This window comes from Methylomonas subterranea (assembly GCF_024505185.1).
GTDB classification, from domain to species: domain Bacteria; phylum Pseudomonadota; class Gammaproteobacteria; order Methylococcales; family Methylomonadaceae; genus Methylomonas; species Methylomonas subterranea.
The window spans coordinates 21,343-36,176 of sequence record NZ_JANIBJ010000012.1 but is presented as its reverse complement, the minus strand read 5'-3'; the positions used below and the strand labels follow the sequence as shown (position 1 = coordinate 36,176).

Genomic DNA, 14,834 nt, shown 5'->3' with positions numbered 1-14,834 from the left:
GGTTTGGATTACACATAATGACAACTGAAGCAAGAAAACCCCACGCCATCGATATCAATGTGCTGAACCGGGCGGAGAAACCCGGCCGCGACAAGTTCGATACCTGCATTTCGGTGCGGGATTTGAATTTGTTTTACGGCAGCAAACAGGCGTTGCACAATGTCAGCATGGAAATGCCGCGCAAAAAGGTTACCGCTTATATCGGCCCTAGCGGCTGCGGCAAATCGACCTTGTTGCGCTGCATCAACCGCATGAACGATCTGGTCGACGGGGTCAGTATTCAAGGCAAGCTGTTGCTGGACGGCGAAGATATTTACGATAAAAACGTCAACGTGGCCGCCCTGCGCCGCCGCGTCGGCATGGTGTTTCAAAAGCCCAACCCTTTTCCGAAAAGCATCTACGAAAACGTGGCTTACGGTTTGCGCATTCAGGGCATCAACGACAGGCGGGTGCTGGATGAAATCGTCGAAAAATCCCTGCGCGGAGCGGCATTGTGGGACGAAGCCAAGGACAGGCTGAACGATAATGCCCTGGGCATGTCGGGCGGTCAGCAACAACGGCTGGTAATAGCCCGCGCCATAGCCATCGAGCCCGAGGTCATTTTGCTCGACGAACCGGCTTCGGCACTGGACCCGATTTCAACCCTGAAAATCGAGGAATTGATAGACGAGCTGAAGGAAAAATATACAATTGTGATTGTTACTCATAATATGCAACAAGCGGCCCGAGTCTCCGATTACACCGCGTTCATGTATATGGGCGAGCTGATCGAGTTTGGTGAAACCAGCGAGCTGTTTACCAATCCGGCAAAAAAACAAACCGAAGATTACATTACCGGGCGTTACGGTTAGGAGCGTATTCATGGATAACAGCATCATCAATCAACACATTTCCCGCCAGTTCAACAAGGAAATGGAAGACATCCGCAACAAGGTGTTGACCATGGGCGGCTTGGTCGAGCAACAGGTCGATCTGGCCACCAATGCCTTCATGAGTTACGACATGGAAAGCGCCGAAAAAGTTATACAGCAGGATCAGCTGATCAATGCGCTGGAAAAAGACATAGACCACGAATGCACCGAAATCATGGCCAAGCGCCAGCCCGCCGCCTTCGATTTACGCATGCTGATCGCCACCATCAAGATCATTACCGATCTGGAGCGTATCGGCGACGAAGCCGCCCGCATCGCCAAAATGACCATGCGCATCGAAGCGGCCGATTATTATCAAGACAAATACTACGAAATCGAGCATTTGCTGGAGATGGTCAAGGACATGCTCAACGGCGCGCTGGACGCCTATGCCCGCACCGATACCGAGGAAGTGATTGCCATTACCGCTCAGGACCACAAGGTGGACCGAGAATACACCAGTATTACCCGCCAGTTGATCACCCAAATGATGGAAGACCCGCGCAATATCACCCGCGCCCTGGACATGCTGTGGACCGCCCGCGCCCTGGAGCGGATAGGCGACCATTCCTGCAACGTCTGCGAACATGTGATTTACATGGTCAAGGGCAAGGACGTGCGCCACCTCAGTCACGAAGAGCTGGAAAAGACCGTCAACGAAGTGCGTTGAAGCTTCCGGCCTGAAAAAAGCCGGCTACTGCCGGCTTTGCCTTCGTCAGGGTTGGCCGAGGCGCAGCAACTGACGGCGCAGACTGTCCAGTTCTTCCTGCATATCCGCCACCAGGGCGGCCAGCTCCGGCTCCGCGTCGAAATTTCGTTCTATCGATAGCATGCGTTTGGCCCGGGTCAATTGCATGGCGGTAAAGCAATGCTGGTCCGGCTCACGGGAAGCGGCGGACAACAGGCCCTCCTCCAGGCGTTGCACTACCCAGGTGGGTTCGACCGCGCACAGTGTGGCCAATTGCTCCAGCGTCAAATAAGTCTCCTCTACAACCGAAGTCAGCATAATTTCAGTGTGTGGCATATTCAACTCCTTGTTGCGCGCGGGTCGAAAGCCAGTTCCCGCGCCATGGTCTGATAAAATTGCCGGGCTTTTTCCGTATTGGCGGGCGGCAATACCACCTGTACGGTCAGCAGCAGATCGCCGGGCGGTTGGCCGGGAATGCCCTTGCCGACCAGCCGCAGCTGTTTGCCGCTTTGGGTGCCTTCGGGAATGCGTACTTTCAACTGGCTGTCGATAAGATTGACCGTCACCATCGCGCCCAATGCCGCCTCCCAGGGCGCCACCGGCAGAGTCAGATGCAGATTACGGCCATCGATTTTAAACCTGGGGTGTGGGTTGAAACAGACTTCCAACAACAAATCGCCGGCTTTGCCGTCGCCCAGTCCCGGCGAACCCTGGCCGGCCAAGCGCACGATCCGGCCTTCGTAAACTCCTTGCGGTATTTTGATGTTCAGCAGCCGGTTTTCCAATACCATTCGGCCCTGCCGATCCATGCGCGGCACCCGCAGACCGATTTGCCTGGAAGCGCCCTTGAAGCTGTCTTCCAGATCCAGCATGACCTTGGCGTGATGATCTTCGCCGCGGGCACTGAAGTTACCGCGCGCGTGCTCCCCGCTCTGTCCTCCGCGCATTTTTCCGAACAGTTCGGCAAAAAAATCGCTGAATTCGGCGGCTTCGCCGGCATTGAAGCCGCGTCCGGAAAACTCGAACCCGGCATCCCAGTTGGGCGGCGGGTTAAATTCCTGGCCGGGTCGGTAGCCCCTTCCCAGCTGATCGTAAGCGGCGCGCTTTTCGACGTCGGACAGCACGGTATAGGCCTCGTTGACCTCCTTCATCTTGGCTTCCGCGTCGGCCTCCTTGGATACGTCCGGATGATATTTACGGGCCAGCTTGCGGAAGGCCTTTTTAATATCGGCCAGTGCGGCGTCCTTCTTGACGCCCAAGATTTGATAATAATCCTTATATTGCAATGATCCCCCTTGTGATTGTCGTCACGCCAGGTATGCTGAGTGGCTAATACCGAATGAATATGAAAACAGCATACAACATCAGACGAAAATTTTGGCCAGGTTAAGTAGGCATGCCTATCACCCGACATGTTTTTCGGCCCGCATGGTGGTTGCGCAGTCCGCATCTGCAAACCCTATATCCGGCCTTGTTACGCAAAATCAAGCCCCTGCCGCGCACCCGCGAGCGCCTGATAACGCCGGACGACGATTTTATTGACCTGGATTGGTACGGCGAAAATGCCGGAGTAATCGTGATTTTGCTGCACGGATTGTCCGGCAGTTCGGAATCCGGCTACATTCTGGGGCTTCAAAAAGCTTTGCTGCAAGCCGGCATGGCCAGTGTGGCGATGAACTTTCGCGGTTGTAGCGGCGAATCCAATCGCGCGGCGCGTTGTTATCATTCCGGCGAGACGGAAGACATTGACTTCGTCTATAGGTGTGTACGGCAACGTTACCCGGACTCCGTTATCGCCGCGGTCGGCTTTTCGTTGGGCGGTAATGTGTTGTTGAAATGGTTGGGCGAACAGGCCGATAAAGCCACTATTGCGGCGGCCGTGGCGGTCTGCGTGCCGTTGCTGCTGCATGAATGCGCCAGCAAATTGGACAAGGGATTTTCCAGGATTTACCGCAAGTATTTGTTGGACGAATTAAAGCGCTATATGGATATCAAGCGGCGGTCTCTGCGACAAAACGGCTTTCAAACGGAAGCGGACAAATTGAACCGCTTGGGCGAATGGTCGGGCATCAAATCGTTCTGGCAATACGATGACCGGGTGGTGGCCAAACTACACGGCTTCATCGATGTGCACGATTATTACCGTCGTTCCAGTTCCAGGCAGTTTTTGTCGGCAATTCGGGTGCCGACACTGGTGATCCAGGCCGCCGACGATCCTTTCATGACGCCGGCGGTGCTGCCGGAAGCCGCCGAATTGTCGCGCCAAGTCGAGCTGGAAATTTATAGCGGCGGCGGTCACGTGGGCTTTGTAGGTGCCGGCAAGCTTCTTAAAGCCGAGTATTGGCTGGAGAGCCGCATACCTCAATATTTGCTGGCACGGCTGGACAAGCAGGAATTACGGACAGGCGCGGCGGATTGACGCAGACCGCCGCGGAGTATGCCCTGTTCGCCACCTTCAGTGCCTGAATGACCTTGCCTTGGCAGGCTGCGGCGGTTTGCTGAAACTGCTTGTAAGTAACGTTCATGAAGGCCGGGCGATCGCCCCGGCAAATGAAAGTAGTGCAGCTGGGCACGGTTCCTCGCCGGACAGGACGCCGTAAATACGTCCGTGTAGGCTCGACGGCAGCATCCTTGCTGCCGACGCCTGTCCAACAAGCAACCACCCGCTCGATTTTTTACTTTCAGAGTAAATGGTTCAATACCGGTAACAGTCCGCCAGACTTTGCCGGCTGGCGGCGGCCGCGTTTTTAAGCGATAAAACACCGTAACTCATGCCATTCAGCGAGATTTGTGCATATTCGTCGCCTTCCAGCAGCTTTTTGGGAAAGGCCGACTGCTTTAGGTTCACCATGCGAATGCCGCCGGCATTCGGTTGATGGGCTAATACAAATGGATAAATCATGTTGCCGATCTGTATTTCAAGACGCACCGGATTGGGTTGCGCGGCATTAAACGTCACGGCAAAAACAGGGATGTTCCCTTCGCAAAACAGATTCAACGCTTGAATGCCCGGCGCCCCGTTCAATACGCCGGCAATTTTTTTGCCGCGAACGACTTTGAATTCCCATGGAGCGGAATTGATCGGCGGCGATATGGAGGCCGATGGCGCTAATCCAGGTGCTTGAGAATTCGGAGCGTCTGCCTTGACCAGCTTTTCCGGACCGGTCCAGTGAAATGCGGCGGATTGCACGATTGAGGCGCCGCGCTCGATTGCCGTTGTTTCAATCTGTAAAACGCCGTTACTGATTTGCAGGGATTTCACCTTGTCCAGCAGGCCCACGTTGTAGAGGTTGATAAAGTCCACCCGCTCATAGCCCTGGCCCCTGTCCTGGAAAATATCCACCAGGTCGTATGAGCCGACGCCCATGAAATACACGCCGCGCGCGGCGATTTCGGGCTTGCCGTCGCCGTCCAGATCGCCCGTGGCAACCATGAGTTCCTTGGTGCCGTAAGTGTAGTAGGAATACCCTTTGCCTTCGCCAAGTTCTGTCGTCATCCTGTCGGCGGTCAGGTTAAGCAGTATTTCCAAGCCGGCCGCATCGGGTAGTGCCGCTCGCGCGGGTTGAATAAACAATCCCAGCATAAGCGCCGCCCGGGCAATCATTTTCAACATAGGTTTCTCCTTCTCGATGCCCGGATGAGGGGCTTTGCTTATTTGGCCTCGGTCGTCATGCGATTCAGACGGCGGTGCGAGCCGTGGCTGAATCGCGCAGGGTCAATAGTAGACCGATACTCGTCCGGCGGTCCAGCTTGAGCCTACCGACCTCGGGCCTGTATGCCGTCCCTTGATAATCCTCGCAATTTAAGTTTGTTGTAATCCATCGGCGCAAGCGCGCCTTACACGTAGGGCGTGACCGCGGCGCAGGCTGGGCAAGTTGATGTCCGTCATTTTCGCGGTATCGGGCTTTTATAGAGGTTTATAAGCTGGCCGTAGCCATCCGGTGCAACATTCTTTTGCGGACTTTGTGATAATAAGGCTTTGTTTCGCTGATCAACCGCACCGCTCAGACTGCCCATCATGCAACGTATCCATTTTTATTACGCCGGTTTGACCGGATTTTTTTGTTTGTTTTTGTTGTTGATGGCTTGGCATACCGTCTTATTGCCCTCGCCCCGCTGGCCGACGGCTTTGTTGCTGATTGTCGGTGTCGGCCCGTTATTACTGCCTTTTAAGGGCTTTTTGGACCGCAATCTGAAAAGCTGCACCTGGATGAGCTACCTGAGCCTGCCTTACTTCGCGCACGGCGTGATCGAAGCTTATGTGGATCAAGACGCGCGGCCCTACGCTCTGCTGGAAGTTCTGTTCAGTCTACTGCTGTGTTTCGGGGCCGGCTTTTATGTCTACAAGGCCGAAAAAGCCTAAGCGATTCGGTTATGCAGGTTCCGCTACAGTTCGAGTTTCAGACCAATCCGAGCTTTGCCGGTTTTTTTGCCGGCCATAATGGTGAAATCATCACCAGTCTGCGGGCGATGGCGGGCGACGGCGCGGAGCAACAGCTGTACATCTGGGGAGAAAGCGGCAGCGGCAAAAGCCATTTATTACAAGCCTGTTGCCAACAAGCCAAGGCCGGCGGTAAGGATCCGTTCTATCTTAAGTTCATTCCCGATCGGCTGCCTTCGCCGAAGTTGTTGGAGGGCTTGGAGGACATGGAATTGGTCTGTTTCGACGATTTGCGGCATATCGCCGGCCATGCCGATTGGGAATCCGCCCTGTTTGCCTTCTATAACAGCCATCGCCAGAACAACCATAAGCTGCTGCTGGCCGCCGATTGTCCGCCCAAATATCTGCCGTTTGATTTGCCGGACCTGAAAACCCGCATGGGCTGGGGTCTGACGCTTAAAATTCAGCCCTTGCGGGACGATCAGATCATCGATGCGTTGACTTTTAAGGCGCATTTTTTGGGCTTCGATATTCCGCCCAAGGTCGGCCGCTTTCTGCTAAACCACTATGTACACGATCTGCCGGCTTTATGGCGGTTATTGGAAAAAATCGACAAGGCCACATTGGCGGCGCAACGCAAACTGACCATTCCGTTCTTAAAGCAGATTCTGGCGGAGCAGTCATGAGCGACAAAATACTGGTTGTCGGAGCCGGAGCTATCGGCGGATTTTACGGCGGTTTGCTGGCCAGGGCCGGTGCCGAAGTCTCGGTGGTGTGCCGGTCCGATTACGACTTGGTCAAACAACAGGGCTACCTTATCGATAGCTGCGATTTGGGGTAATGGCGGTTTACGCCTGAACAGGTATTGCGGCAAGCCGGCGACTATGCGGGGGATGTCGATTATCTGATCCTGTGCACTAAAGTCACCGGGGATGTCGATCGCGTAGGCCTGATAAAGGGCGCCGTTCGTCCCGGTACCGCGATTGTTTTCATCCAAAACGGGGTAGAAATCGAAGCCGAGTTGCAACAGGCCTTTCCGGATAATCAACTGATCAGCGGTCTGGCCTTTGTCTGTTGCAACCGTTTGCAGGCCGGCGAGATCCGCCATCTGGCATACGGCAGACTGATGCTGGGCAACCTGCCCGCCGGTATATCGGCCAAGACTCGCCATTTGCAGCAGCTGTTTACCCAGGCCGGCATCGAATGTGTCGTCAGCGAGGATATCGTGGCCGGCCGTTGGCAAAAATGCGTCTGGAATGCGGCGTTCAATCCCTTGTCGGTGCTATCGGGCGGCTTGCCGACCCTGGCCATTTTGCGGCAACAGGAAGCCCTGGTTCGCCGCATCATGCGGGAAGTTTGCGATATCGCCGCCGCTTGCGGGCATCCGCTCGACGATGAGCTTATTGAAACCAACATACGCAACACGTATGAGATGCCGCCCTACAAAACCAGCATGTTGCTGGATTTTGAGCGCGGACACGCCATGGAAACCGAAGTCATTTTGGGTAATGCCGTTCGAGCCGCCCACCGCCAATTCGCTCCCTGCCCGACCCTGGAAACCCTCTACGCATTAATGAAGTTAAGAGAGCTGCAAGTCCTCGATCAAGGCCTATAAAAATCCTGAAACATAATTGACATTCTGCTTTTTTTGATTTTTCGGTTAGAATAGGCGGATTTTTCATTGACCCTGTTCTTGAAGAAACCGAGGCAATGGTGCCAAGGGTAAAAACGTTTTCATCTCCTTAATAGAGTACAACCATGACTGATCTATCGCTTTATAGAAACATCGGTATCTTCGCGCACGTCGATGCCGGTAAAACCACCACCACCGAACGGATTTTGAAGCTGACCGGCAAAATCCACAAAATCGGCGAAGTACACGATGGTGCGGCGACCACAGACTTCATGGTGCAAGAACAAGAACGCGGCATCACCATTCAATCGGCGGCGACCACCTGCATGTGGCCGGGTAGCACCAATCAATTTCCAGCCCACCGCTTCAATATCATCGACACCCCGGGCCACGTCGACTTTACCATCGAAGTGTATCGTTCGCTGAAAGTATTGGACGGCGGTATCGGCGTATTTTGCGGCTCCGGCGGCGTTGAACCGCAATCCGAAACCAACTGGCGTTACGCGAACGACTCCAAAGTCTCCCGCGTCATCTATGTCAATAAACTGGACCGTCTGGGCGCCAATTTTTATCGCGTCGTCAAACAAGTCGAAGACGTGCTGGGTGCGAAGCCGGTTGTTATGACCCTGCCGATCGGTGAAGAAGAAAACTTTGTCGGCGTGGTCGATCTGTTGACCCGTAAAGCCTGGGTCTGGGACAACTCCGGCGACCCGTTGAAATATGAAATTCAAGACGTACCGGCCGACATGGTCGAGCAAGTCGAAGAATGGCGCGCGAAGTTGATCGATTCGGTTGCCGACCAAGATGACGACATCATGGAGAAATACCTGGAAGGCGAAGAGCCGAGTATCGAGGAAATCAAAAAATGTATCCGCAAGGGTACGATTGCAATGGATTTCTTCCCGACCTATTGCGGTTCTTCATTCAAAAACAAGGGCGTGCAACTGGTGCTGGATGGCGTTATCGAATACCTGCCGAACCCGACCGAAGTCAATCCACAGCCTGAAACCGACATCGAAGGCGTACCCACCGGCGAACACGCCATTGTCGATCCCGAGCGTCCGTTCCGCGGCTTGGTCTTCAAAATCATGGACGACCGTTTCGGCGCGCTGAACTTTGTGCGAATTTATTCCGGTAAATTGAAAAAAGGCGACACCGTATTGAACACCTACACCGGCAAAACCGAACGGGTGGGCCGGATGGTGGAAATGCACGCCGATGACCGCAACGAAATCGAAACCGCTCAAGCCGGCGATATCGTGGCCTTGATCGGTTTGAAAAACGTGCAAACCGGCCATACCTTGTGCGATCCGGACCAGCCGGCTACTTTGGAGCCCATGGTATTCCCCGACCCCGTCATCTCTATCGCCATTTCGCCGAAAGACAAGGGCAGCAACGAAAAAATGGGTATCGCGATCGGCAAAATGGTTGCCGAAGATCCGTCATTCCGCGTGGAAACAGACCAGGAATCCGGCGAAACCATCATCAAGGGCATGGGCGAGTTGCACTTGGATATTAAAGTGGACATCCTGAAACGGACCCATGGTGTAGAGGTAAATGTCGGTAAACCGCAGGTTGCTTACCGCGAAACCATCACCAAGCGCATCGAAGACGAATACGTCCATAAAAAACAATCCGGCGGTTCAGGTCAGTACGCCAAAATCAACTACATCATCGAACCAGGCGAACCCGGCAGCGGTTTCCAGTTCGAATCCAGCGTGGTGGGCGGTAACGTGCCGCGGGAATACTGGCCGGCCGTGGAAAAAGGCTTCAAAGCCAGTATCGAAAAAGGTGTGTTGGCCGGCTTCCCATGCTTGGACTTCAAGGTCAATCTGACCGACGGGGCTTTCCACGCGGTTGACTCATCATCCATCGCCTTCGAAATCGCCGCCCGCGCCGCCTATCGTCAATCGATTCCGAAAGCCGGCCCGCAATTGCTGGAACCGATCATGAAAGTGGACGTATTTACACCGGAAGCGCACGTGGGTGACGTAATCGGTGACTTGAACCGTCGGCGCGGCATGATCAAATCGCAAGATCCGGGCGTCACCGGTGTGCGTATCAAAGCCGACGTGCCGCTGAGCGATATGTTCGGTTATATCGGCGACTTGCGCACCATGACTTCCGGCCGTGGCCAGTTCTCCATGGAGTTCTCCCACTATATCGCCTGCCCGAAAAACGTGGCTGACGAGGTCATCAAAGAAGTCAACGAACGCAACAAAAACAAGGACAAGTAAACTGTCTGGAACCGGCGGCGTCTGCCTCCGGTTCCATTTGGCATTTCGGCTCTCGAACCGATTGCCGGATGAACAGGCTTATTTTTAACCATAAAGTTTCCGCAACGCACGGAAACTTGTTCCAGTACCTAACCTAGGAAGAACATTATGGCTTTTGTAATTACCGAAAACTGCATTAAATGCAAATTCACCGACTGCGTCGACGTTTGTCCGGTCGATTGCTTTCACGAAGGACCCAATTTCCTGGTCATCGACCCCGACGAGTGCATAGACTGCACCCTGTGCGAACCCGAATGCCCCGCCAATGCCATTCACGCCGAAGACGAAGTGCCCGAAGGTCAGGAGCATTTCATCGCGTTGAATGCCGAACTGGCCAAGGTATGGCCCACTATTACCGAAGTGAAGGATGCGTTGCCGGACGCCGAAGAATGGAACGGTAAAGCGGGCAAATTCGACTTGTTGGAAAGATAATTGTTCGACCGAAAATCTTTACTGGCAAGTTGAGATTTTCGTTACCCGCCAGCGCTAAGTTCTGGCGGGTTCCCGCCTCGCTCCGCCAAATTGACAGGCAATCCCGGTCAACCGACTGGGTTGACAGCAAAAACGGCTCAAAATGTTGTTCAGGCTTGCGATGCTCCCATCAGCGAGCGGCTTGAGTTCGTCAATCTACATTCAGTCGGTATGAGTAACATCCACTCTCGTCCAGCCCTTTAGTTTCACCCCGATAGTTTTGTCAAGACGAGTACCGTTTTTATCCCAGGCCCGCTGGGTGACGGGATGGACTTCTTTCAATTCTTTCGCGGCGACGGCAATCAATAAAGGTCTGCCTTCCGGCTCAATCTGTTCGGTTATCAGCTACCGCTTGCATCGATAAACCTGAAAAACCGACTATCCTGTTGTGAAACGCAGTTCACAAAAGCCCCCCATAATATGTCTTGACATGTTATGGGGTTCGGACTAAATTGGACGCGCACTCACGACGGGAGTTAACTTGATGAACGGCAAATTGACGGTAAGCCAATTGGCGGAGAGCCTGGGCCGCACTACGCTGGATAACGGTGCTATGTTGTCGCCCGAGATCATCGAGGTTGAATTGCAGGTGCTGCAGGTTCTGATTCAGGACAGGGAGGAATTTCCGGTTTATGTGACCATAGACGACAGTCAAATCCTTTGCGTATCCTACCTTTGGCGTGAACAGGAAATCATCCCCGAGCGGCGCGAAGCCCTGCTGGAAGCCTTGTTGACCCTGAATATTCCCATGCCCTTGTCCTCTTTTTCCAAGATAGGTCAGCAATACATCATTTTCGGCGCGCTGAGCACCCGCTCCGATATCGACGCCATCCGGCATGAGATTGCGACGCTGAGTGACAACACCCTGGAAGCCATCGAATTGATGGCCGACTATCTGCAATGACGTCTCACTAAAGGAGGCAGGCATCATGAACTTACTGAATAAATTAATGACCGCGTTACGCGGCGTGGCTAACGAAGCCGGCGAAAGCATAGTCGATGCCCAAGGCATACGCATCCTGGAGCAGGAGGTCAGGGATGCCAAGGCGCATCTGGAACAGGCCAAGGAAAGCCTGACGGAAGTGATAGCCGAACAAATGGCTGTACAGCGCAGAGTCGGCGGCCTGCGCACATCCGTCGAGGAACACGAGCATTACGCGGTGCGGGCCTTGGCTAAAAACGACGAAAATCTGGCGCTGGAGGTGGCGGAAAAAGTCGCCAAACTCAGCAACGAGCTGGATACCCAGACCGCGATACTGGAGGGTTTGAACGCCAACGTCGGCATCTTGAAACAGTCCATCGCGGTGACGGAGCGCAATATCCAGGGCATGGAGCGGGAGCTGGCCTTGGTCAAGACCACCGAAAGCGTCAATAGAGCCAACGAAGCCGTGGCCAGCCGTTTTTCCGGCAGTCGCTCCGCGCTGCGCAGCGCAACCGAATCCCTGGAGCGGATCAAGGCCAAACAGCAAAAAAAGGCCGACCAAATGCAGGCGGCGCTGGATTTGCAGCAGGAGGAAAACGGCGAAAAACTGCATAACAAATTGCAGGAGGCCGGCATCGTCACCAAGAAAGCCACTGCGGCGAGTGTTCTGGAACGCTTGAAGGCTCAACAGCCTCAAGAGGGCGTTTAGTCATCGCATCCGAAATCGGCGCCCGGAGGATACTATGGAAACGGTGTTTACGCTGATAGGCAGTTTCCCAACCGTCGTTTACACGATACCGCTGGGAATTTGCCTGGTGTTCTGGTTGTTCAGTTTGCTGGGCGTCTTCGATGTCATAGAGGTGGACATCGACAGCGAAACCGGTTTGGCGGGACTGATGGCTACCTTCGGTCTGGCCGGCGTGCCCATCACGCTGTCGTTCAGCCTGCTGTTCTTGTTTGCCTGGAGCCTGAGCCTGTGTAGCGATGCCTGGTTGTTGTCGCTATTGCCGGCAGGCATGCTCCACCATCTGGCGGGCGTGGCGGTGTTGATATTAAGCTTGGTCCTGGCGGTATATCTGACCGGCAAGATTACCCGTCCCTTGAGCAAATTGTTCGTGACCCACGAAGCGCGCAGTAACCGCTCGCTGTTGGCTAAATCCTGCCAAATCACCTCGATGAGCGTGGACGAAAATTTCGGTCAGGCCAAGGTCGAAGACGGTGGGGCCGGGCTGATCATCTCGGTGCGGGCGACGACGCCTAACGACTTCACGCAAGGAGACAGTGCCTTGATCTACGATTACGACGCGGATAAGAACCTTTATTTCATCAGCAAACTCGACTGAGCTGGAGCAGCCATGGAAATCATCATAACCATTACCGCAGTCGCTTCGGTCATCCTGATCGGCGCGCTGATCGTCTTCGCCTCGATGTACCGCAAGGTCGATCAGGGGCAGGCGATGATAGTCAATACCTTGAGCAGCGAGCCCAAGGTCACCTTTACCGGCAGCCTGGTCATTCCGGTGCTGCACCGGGTCGAAAAAATGGCCATTTCGCTGAAAACGGTGGAAATCAACCGCCGTGGCGGCGAAGGTCTGATATGTAAGGACAATATCCGTGCCGACATCGTCGTGACCTTCTTCGTCAGGGTCAACAAGACCCGTGAAGACGTGCTGAAAGTCGCCCAGGCCATAGGCTGCGAGCGCGCTTCCGATCAGAAGACCATAGAAGAACTGTTCAACGCCAAATTTTCCGAAGCCCTGAAAACGGTCGGCAAGCGCATGGACTTCGAGGATTTGTACCGTGAACGCAACCATTTCCGCGATCAAATCATTCAGGTCATAGGTCAGGATCTGAACGGTTACGTGTTGGAAGACGCCGCGATCGATTATCTGGAACAAACCCCGATGAATCAGTTGGATGCCAATAACATCCTCGATGCCCAGGGCATACGCAAGATCACCGAATTGACGGCGATACAACACGTCCGCACCAACGAGCTGCAACGCGACGAGCAAATGCAGATCAAGAAAAAAGACGTCGAAACCCAGGAAAAGCTGCTGGAGCTGGAACGCCAACAAGCCGACGCCGAGTCCAAACAAAAACGCGAAATCGCCACCGTGCAAGCCCGCGAGAAAGCCGAGACCGAAAAAGTCGTCGCCGAGGAACATACCAAGGAGCAACGCGCCCGTATCGTGGCCGAACAAACCATAGGCATAGACAACGAGAACAAGCAACGCGAAATCGAAGTCGCCGAAAAAAACCGGGAACGGGCCATTGCGATCGAAACCGAGAAAGTCGAGCGCGTGCGCCAACTGGAAATCATAGACCGGGAAAAAGAAGTCGAATTGCAACGCATCGCCAAGGAAAAGGCCCTGGAGGAACAAAAAAAGGAAATCGCCGAAGTGATACGCGCGCGTATCGCCGTCGAAAAACATGTGGCCGAAGAGGAAGAGCGAATCAAGGAATTACGCGAAGTCTCGGAGGCCGACCGCAAGCGCCAAGCGATCGTGATTGCCGCCGAAGCCGAAGCGCAGGAAAGCCTGGTTAAAGACATCAAGGCCGCCGAGGCGGCTGAACAAAGCGCCCAATTCAAGGCAAAGGAAACCCTGGTGCTGGCCGGCGCCGAATTCGAAGCGGCGGAAAAACAGGCGCAAGCCAAAATCCGTCTGGCCGAAGGCATACAGGCCGAACAAGCCGCGCAAGGCCTGGCCGAAGCCAAAGTGCTGCGCGAGCGCATGGCGGCTCAGGCCCAAGGCGACGAGGCGGTCGGCATGGCGCAGGTGCGGATCAAAAACGCCGATGCCGATTCGGAAGAAAAGCAAGCCATGGTGGCCGTCAAAGTCAAGATTGCCGAGGCCGAAGCGATAGAGCGCCGGGGCCAGGCCGAAGCGGAAGCCGTGCGTCAGCATTACCAAGCCGAGGCCGACGGCTTGAAAAGCAAATTCGCCGCGATGGCCAGCATGGACGAAAAAACCCGCAGCCACGAAGAATTCCGCTTGCGCGTCGATACCGCCCACAGCGAAACCATGGCCGGCATAGAAGCCGCCCGCGAAGCGGCCACGCTGAATGCCGGCGTGTTCGGCGAGGCGGTCAAGCAGGCCAACATCGACATCGTCGGCGGCGACGGCGAATTTTTCGACCGCTATATGAAAGCCTTGTCGGTCGGCAAGGCGATAGACGGCGCGGTTTATAAAAGCGATTTGCTCAAAGCTACCTTCGAAGACCATTTGAGCGGCAAGGCCAATTTGTTGGACGACGTCAAGCAAATCGCCGCCAATCTCGGCAGCGACGACTTGCAAAACCTGTCCGTCTCGGCCTTTTTGAACAAACTGATGCAGCAAGGCAGCAGCGAAGACAAGGCCAAGATCAGGGCTTTGTTGGAGCAACTGAGCCGTTGATGGTCGTTCAAAAACCTAACGATCATGAATGTTGGGCATCGCCCCCGCAAATGAAAGGCCGTCTGGTAGGAGCGACGCATAGTCGTGATGATGGCTTTCGAATCGCGACTATGCATCGCTCCTACCATGACTTTCAGAGTAAATTGCAGTCTGT

Annotated in this window: 14 protein-coding genes and 1 pseudogene; 12 read left to right on the top strand and 3 right to left on the bottom strand. The window is 54.6% G+C overall.

Annotated features, from left to right (window positions below; translation table 11 throughout):
* Positions 1–17: 17 nt before the first annotated feature.
* Both pstB and phoU read left to right on the top strand, forming a co-directional pair.
* A complete protein-coding gene (gene pstB, locus NP590_RS07960) occupies positions 18–851 on the top strand; it encodes a phosphate ABC transporter ATP-binding protein PstB (protein WP_256601794.1) in 834 nt (277 codons plus the stop codon).
* Between the two features lie 10 nt (positions 852–861).
* Positions 862–1,581: a phosphate signaling complex protein PhoU gene (phoU, locus tag NP590_RS07955; RefSeq protein WP_256601793.1), complete on the top strand. Its 720-nt coding sequence runs from the start codon at positions 862–864 to the stop codon at positions 1,579–1,581.
* Positions 1,582–1,626: 45 nt separating this feature from the next.
* Here the strand turns inward: phoU and NP590_RS07950 are convergent, their stop codons facing one another.
* Together NP590_RS07950 and NP590_RS07945 are read right to left on the bottom strand one after the other, a co-directional pair.
* Complete coding sequence (locus tag NP590_RS07950; protein ID WP_256601792.1) at positions 1,627–1,935, bottom strand: chaperone modulator CbpM; 309 nt, start codon at positions 1,933–1,935, stop codon at positions 1,627–1,629.
* Positions 1,936–1,937: 2 nt separating this feature from the next.
* On the bottom strand, positions 1,938–2,885 hold the full coding sequence (locus NP590_RS07945) for a DnaJ C-terminal domain-containing protein (RefSeq protein WP_256601791.1): 948 nt from the start codon (positions 2,883–2,885) through the stop codon (positions 1,938–1,940).
* 110 nt (positions 2,886–2,995) lie between these two features.
* On the opposite strand from NP590_RS07945, the gene NP590_RS07940 reads away from it, so the two are divergent.
* Positions 2,996–4,018: a hydrolase gene (locus NP590_RS07940; RefSeq protein WP_256601790.1), complete on the top strand. Its 1,023-nt coding sequence runs from the start codon at positions 2,996–2,998 to the stop codon at positions 4,016–4,018.
* A gap of 276 nt (positions 4,019–4,294) precedes the next feature.
* On the opposite strand, the gene NP590_RS07935 is transcribed toward NP590_RS07940, so the two are convergent.
* A complete protein-coding gene (locus tag NP590_RS07935) occupies positions 4,295–5,212 on the bottom strand; it encodes a hypothetical protein (RefSeq protein WP_256601789.1) in 918 nt (305 codons plus the stop codon).
* A 405-nt stretch (positions 5,213–5,617) separates the two neighbouring features.
* Here NP590_RS07935 and NP590_RS07930 point away from each other — a divergent pair, with 405 nt between their 5' ends.
* The 9 genes and pseudogenes from NP590_RS07930 to NP590_RS07890 all read left to right on the top strand — a co-directional run bounded on the left by NP590_RS07930 (position 5,618) and on the right by NP590_RS07890 (position 14,680).
* The gene (locus tag NP590_RS07930) at positions 5,618–5,962 is read left to right on the top strand and encodes a DUF2069 domain-containing protein (protein ID WP_256601788.1); all 345 of its coding nucleotides are present in this window, start codon (positions 5,618–5,620) and stop codon (positions 5,960–5,962) included.
* An 11-nt stretch (positions 5,963–5,973) separates the two neighbouring features.
* Entirely contained in the window at positions 5,974–6,666 is a 693-nt protein-coding gene (hda, locus tag NP590_RS07925) for a DnaA regulatory inactivator Hda (RefSeq protein ID WP_256601787.1), read from the top strand.
* A pseudogene (locus tag NP590_RS07920) lies at positions 6,570–7,595 on the top strand (ketopantoate reductase family protein). Before hda ends, NP590_RS07920 begins: the two are co-directional and overlap by 97 nt.
* 143 nt (positions 7,596–7,738) lie before the next feature.
* Positions 7,739–9,850, top strand: a complete 2,112-nt coding sequence (gene fusA / locus NP590_RS07915; protein WP_256601786.1) for an elongation factor G — start codon at positions 7,739–7,741, stop codon at positions 9,848–9,850.
* 147 nt (positions 9,851–9,997) lie between these two features.
* On the top strand, positions 9,998–10,321 hold the full coding sequence (gene fdxA / locus NP590_RS07910; RefSeq protein WP_256601785.1) for a ferredoxin FdxA: 324 nt from the start codon (positions 9,998–10,000) through the stop codon (positions 10,319–10,321).
* A gap of 523 nt (positions 10,322–10,844) precedes the next feature.
* On the top strand, positions 10,845–11,264 hold the full coding sequence (locus NP590_RS07905) for a DUF2170 family protein (protein WP_256601784.1): 420 nt from the start codon (positions 10,845–10,847) through the stop codon (positions 11,262–11,264).
* A gap of 25 nt (positions 11,265–11,289) precedes the next feature.
* Entirely contained in the window at positions 11,290–11,991 is a 702-nt protein-coding gene (locus tag NP590_RS07900) for a PspA/IM30 family protein (RefSeq protein WP_256601783.1), read from the top strand.
* A 34-nt stretch (positions 11,992–12,025) separates the two neighbouring features.
* Positions 12,026–12,625, top strand: coding sequence for a hypothetical protein (locus NP590_RS07895; RefSeq protein WP_256601781.1), 600 nt, complete (start codon positions 12,026–12,028; stop codon positions 12,623–12,625).
* Positions 12,626–12,637: 12 nt separating this feature from the next.
* Positions 12,638–14,680 carry an SPFH domain-containing protein gene (locus tag NP590_RS07890; protein WP_256601780.1) on the top strand — a complete coding sequence of 681 codons (2,043 nt, stop codon included), beginning with the start codon at positions 12,638–12,640 and terminating at the stop codon, positions 14,678–14,680.
* The last annotated feature ends 154 nt before the right edge of the window (positions 14,681–14,834 follow it).

Bases quoted from the DNA above. Each gene is read 5' to 3' on its own strand.
- pstB (WP_256601794.1), top strand. From the start codon at position 18: ATGACAACTGAAGCAAGAAAACCCCACGCCATCGATATCAATGTGCTG.
- phoU (WP_256601793.1), top strand. From the start codon at position 862: ATGGATAACAGCATCATCAATCAACACATTTCCCGCCAGTTCAACAAG.
- NP590_RS07950 (WP_256601792.1), bottom strand. From the start codon at position 1,935: ATGCCACACACTGAAATTATGCTGACTTCGGTTGTAGAGGAGACTTAT.
- NP590_RS07940 (WP_256601790.1), top strand. From the start codon at position 2,996: ATGCCTATCACCCGACATGTTTTTCGGCCCGCATGGTGGTTGCGCAGT.
- NP590_RS07935 (WP_256601789.1), bottom strand. From the start codon at position 5,212: ATGTTGAAAATGATTGCCCGGGCGGCGCTTATGCTGGGATTGTTTATT.
- NP590_RS07930 (WP_256601788.1), top strand. From the start codon at position 5,618: ATGCAACGTATCCATTTTTATTACGCCGGTTTGACCGGATTTTTTTGT.
- hda (WP_256601787.1), top strand. From the start codon at position 5,974: ATGCAGGTTCCGCTACAGTTCGAGTTTCAGACCAATCCGAGCTTTGCC.
- fusA (WP_256601786.1), top strand. From the start codon at position 7,739: ATGACTGATCTATCGCTTTATAGAAACATCGGTATCTTCGCGCACGTC.
- fdxA (WP_256601785.1), top strand. From the start codon at position 9,998: ATGGCTTTTGTAATTACCGAAAACTGCATTAAATGCAAATTCACCGAC.
- NP590_RS07905 (WP_256601784.1), top strand. From the start codon at position 10,845: ATGAACGGCAAATTGACGGTAAGCCAATTGGCGGAGAGCCTGGGCCGC.
- NP590_RS07900 (WP_256601783.1), top strand. From the start codon at position 11,290: ATGAACTTACTGAATAAATTAATGACCGCGTTACGCGGCGTGGCTAAC.
- NP590_RS07895 (WP_256601781.1), top strand. From the start codon at position 12,026: ATGGAAACGGTGTTTACGCTGATAGGCAGTTTCCCAACCGTCGTTTAC.
- NP590_RS07890 (WP_256601780.1), top strand. From the start codon at position 12,638: ATGGAAATCATCATAACCATTACCGCAGTCGCTTCGGTCATCCTGATC.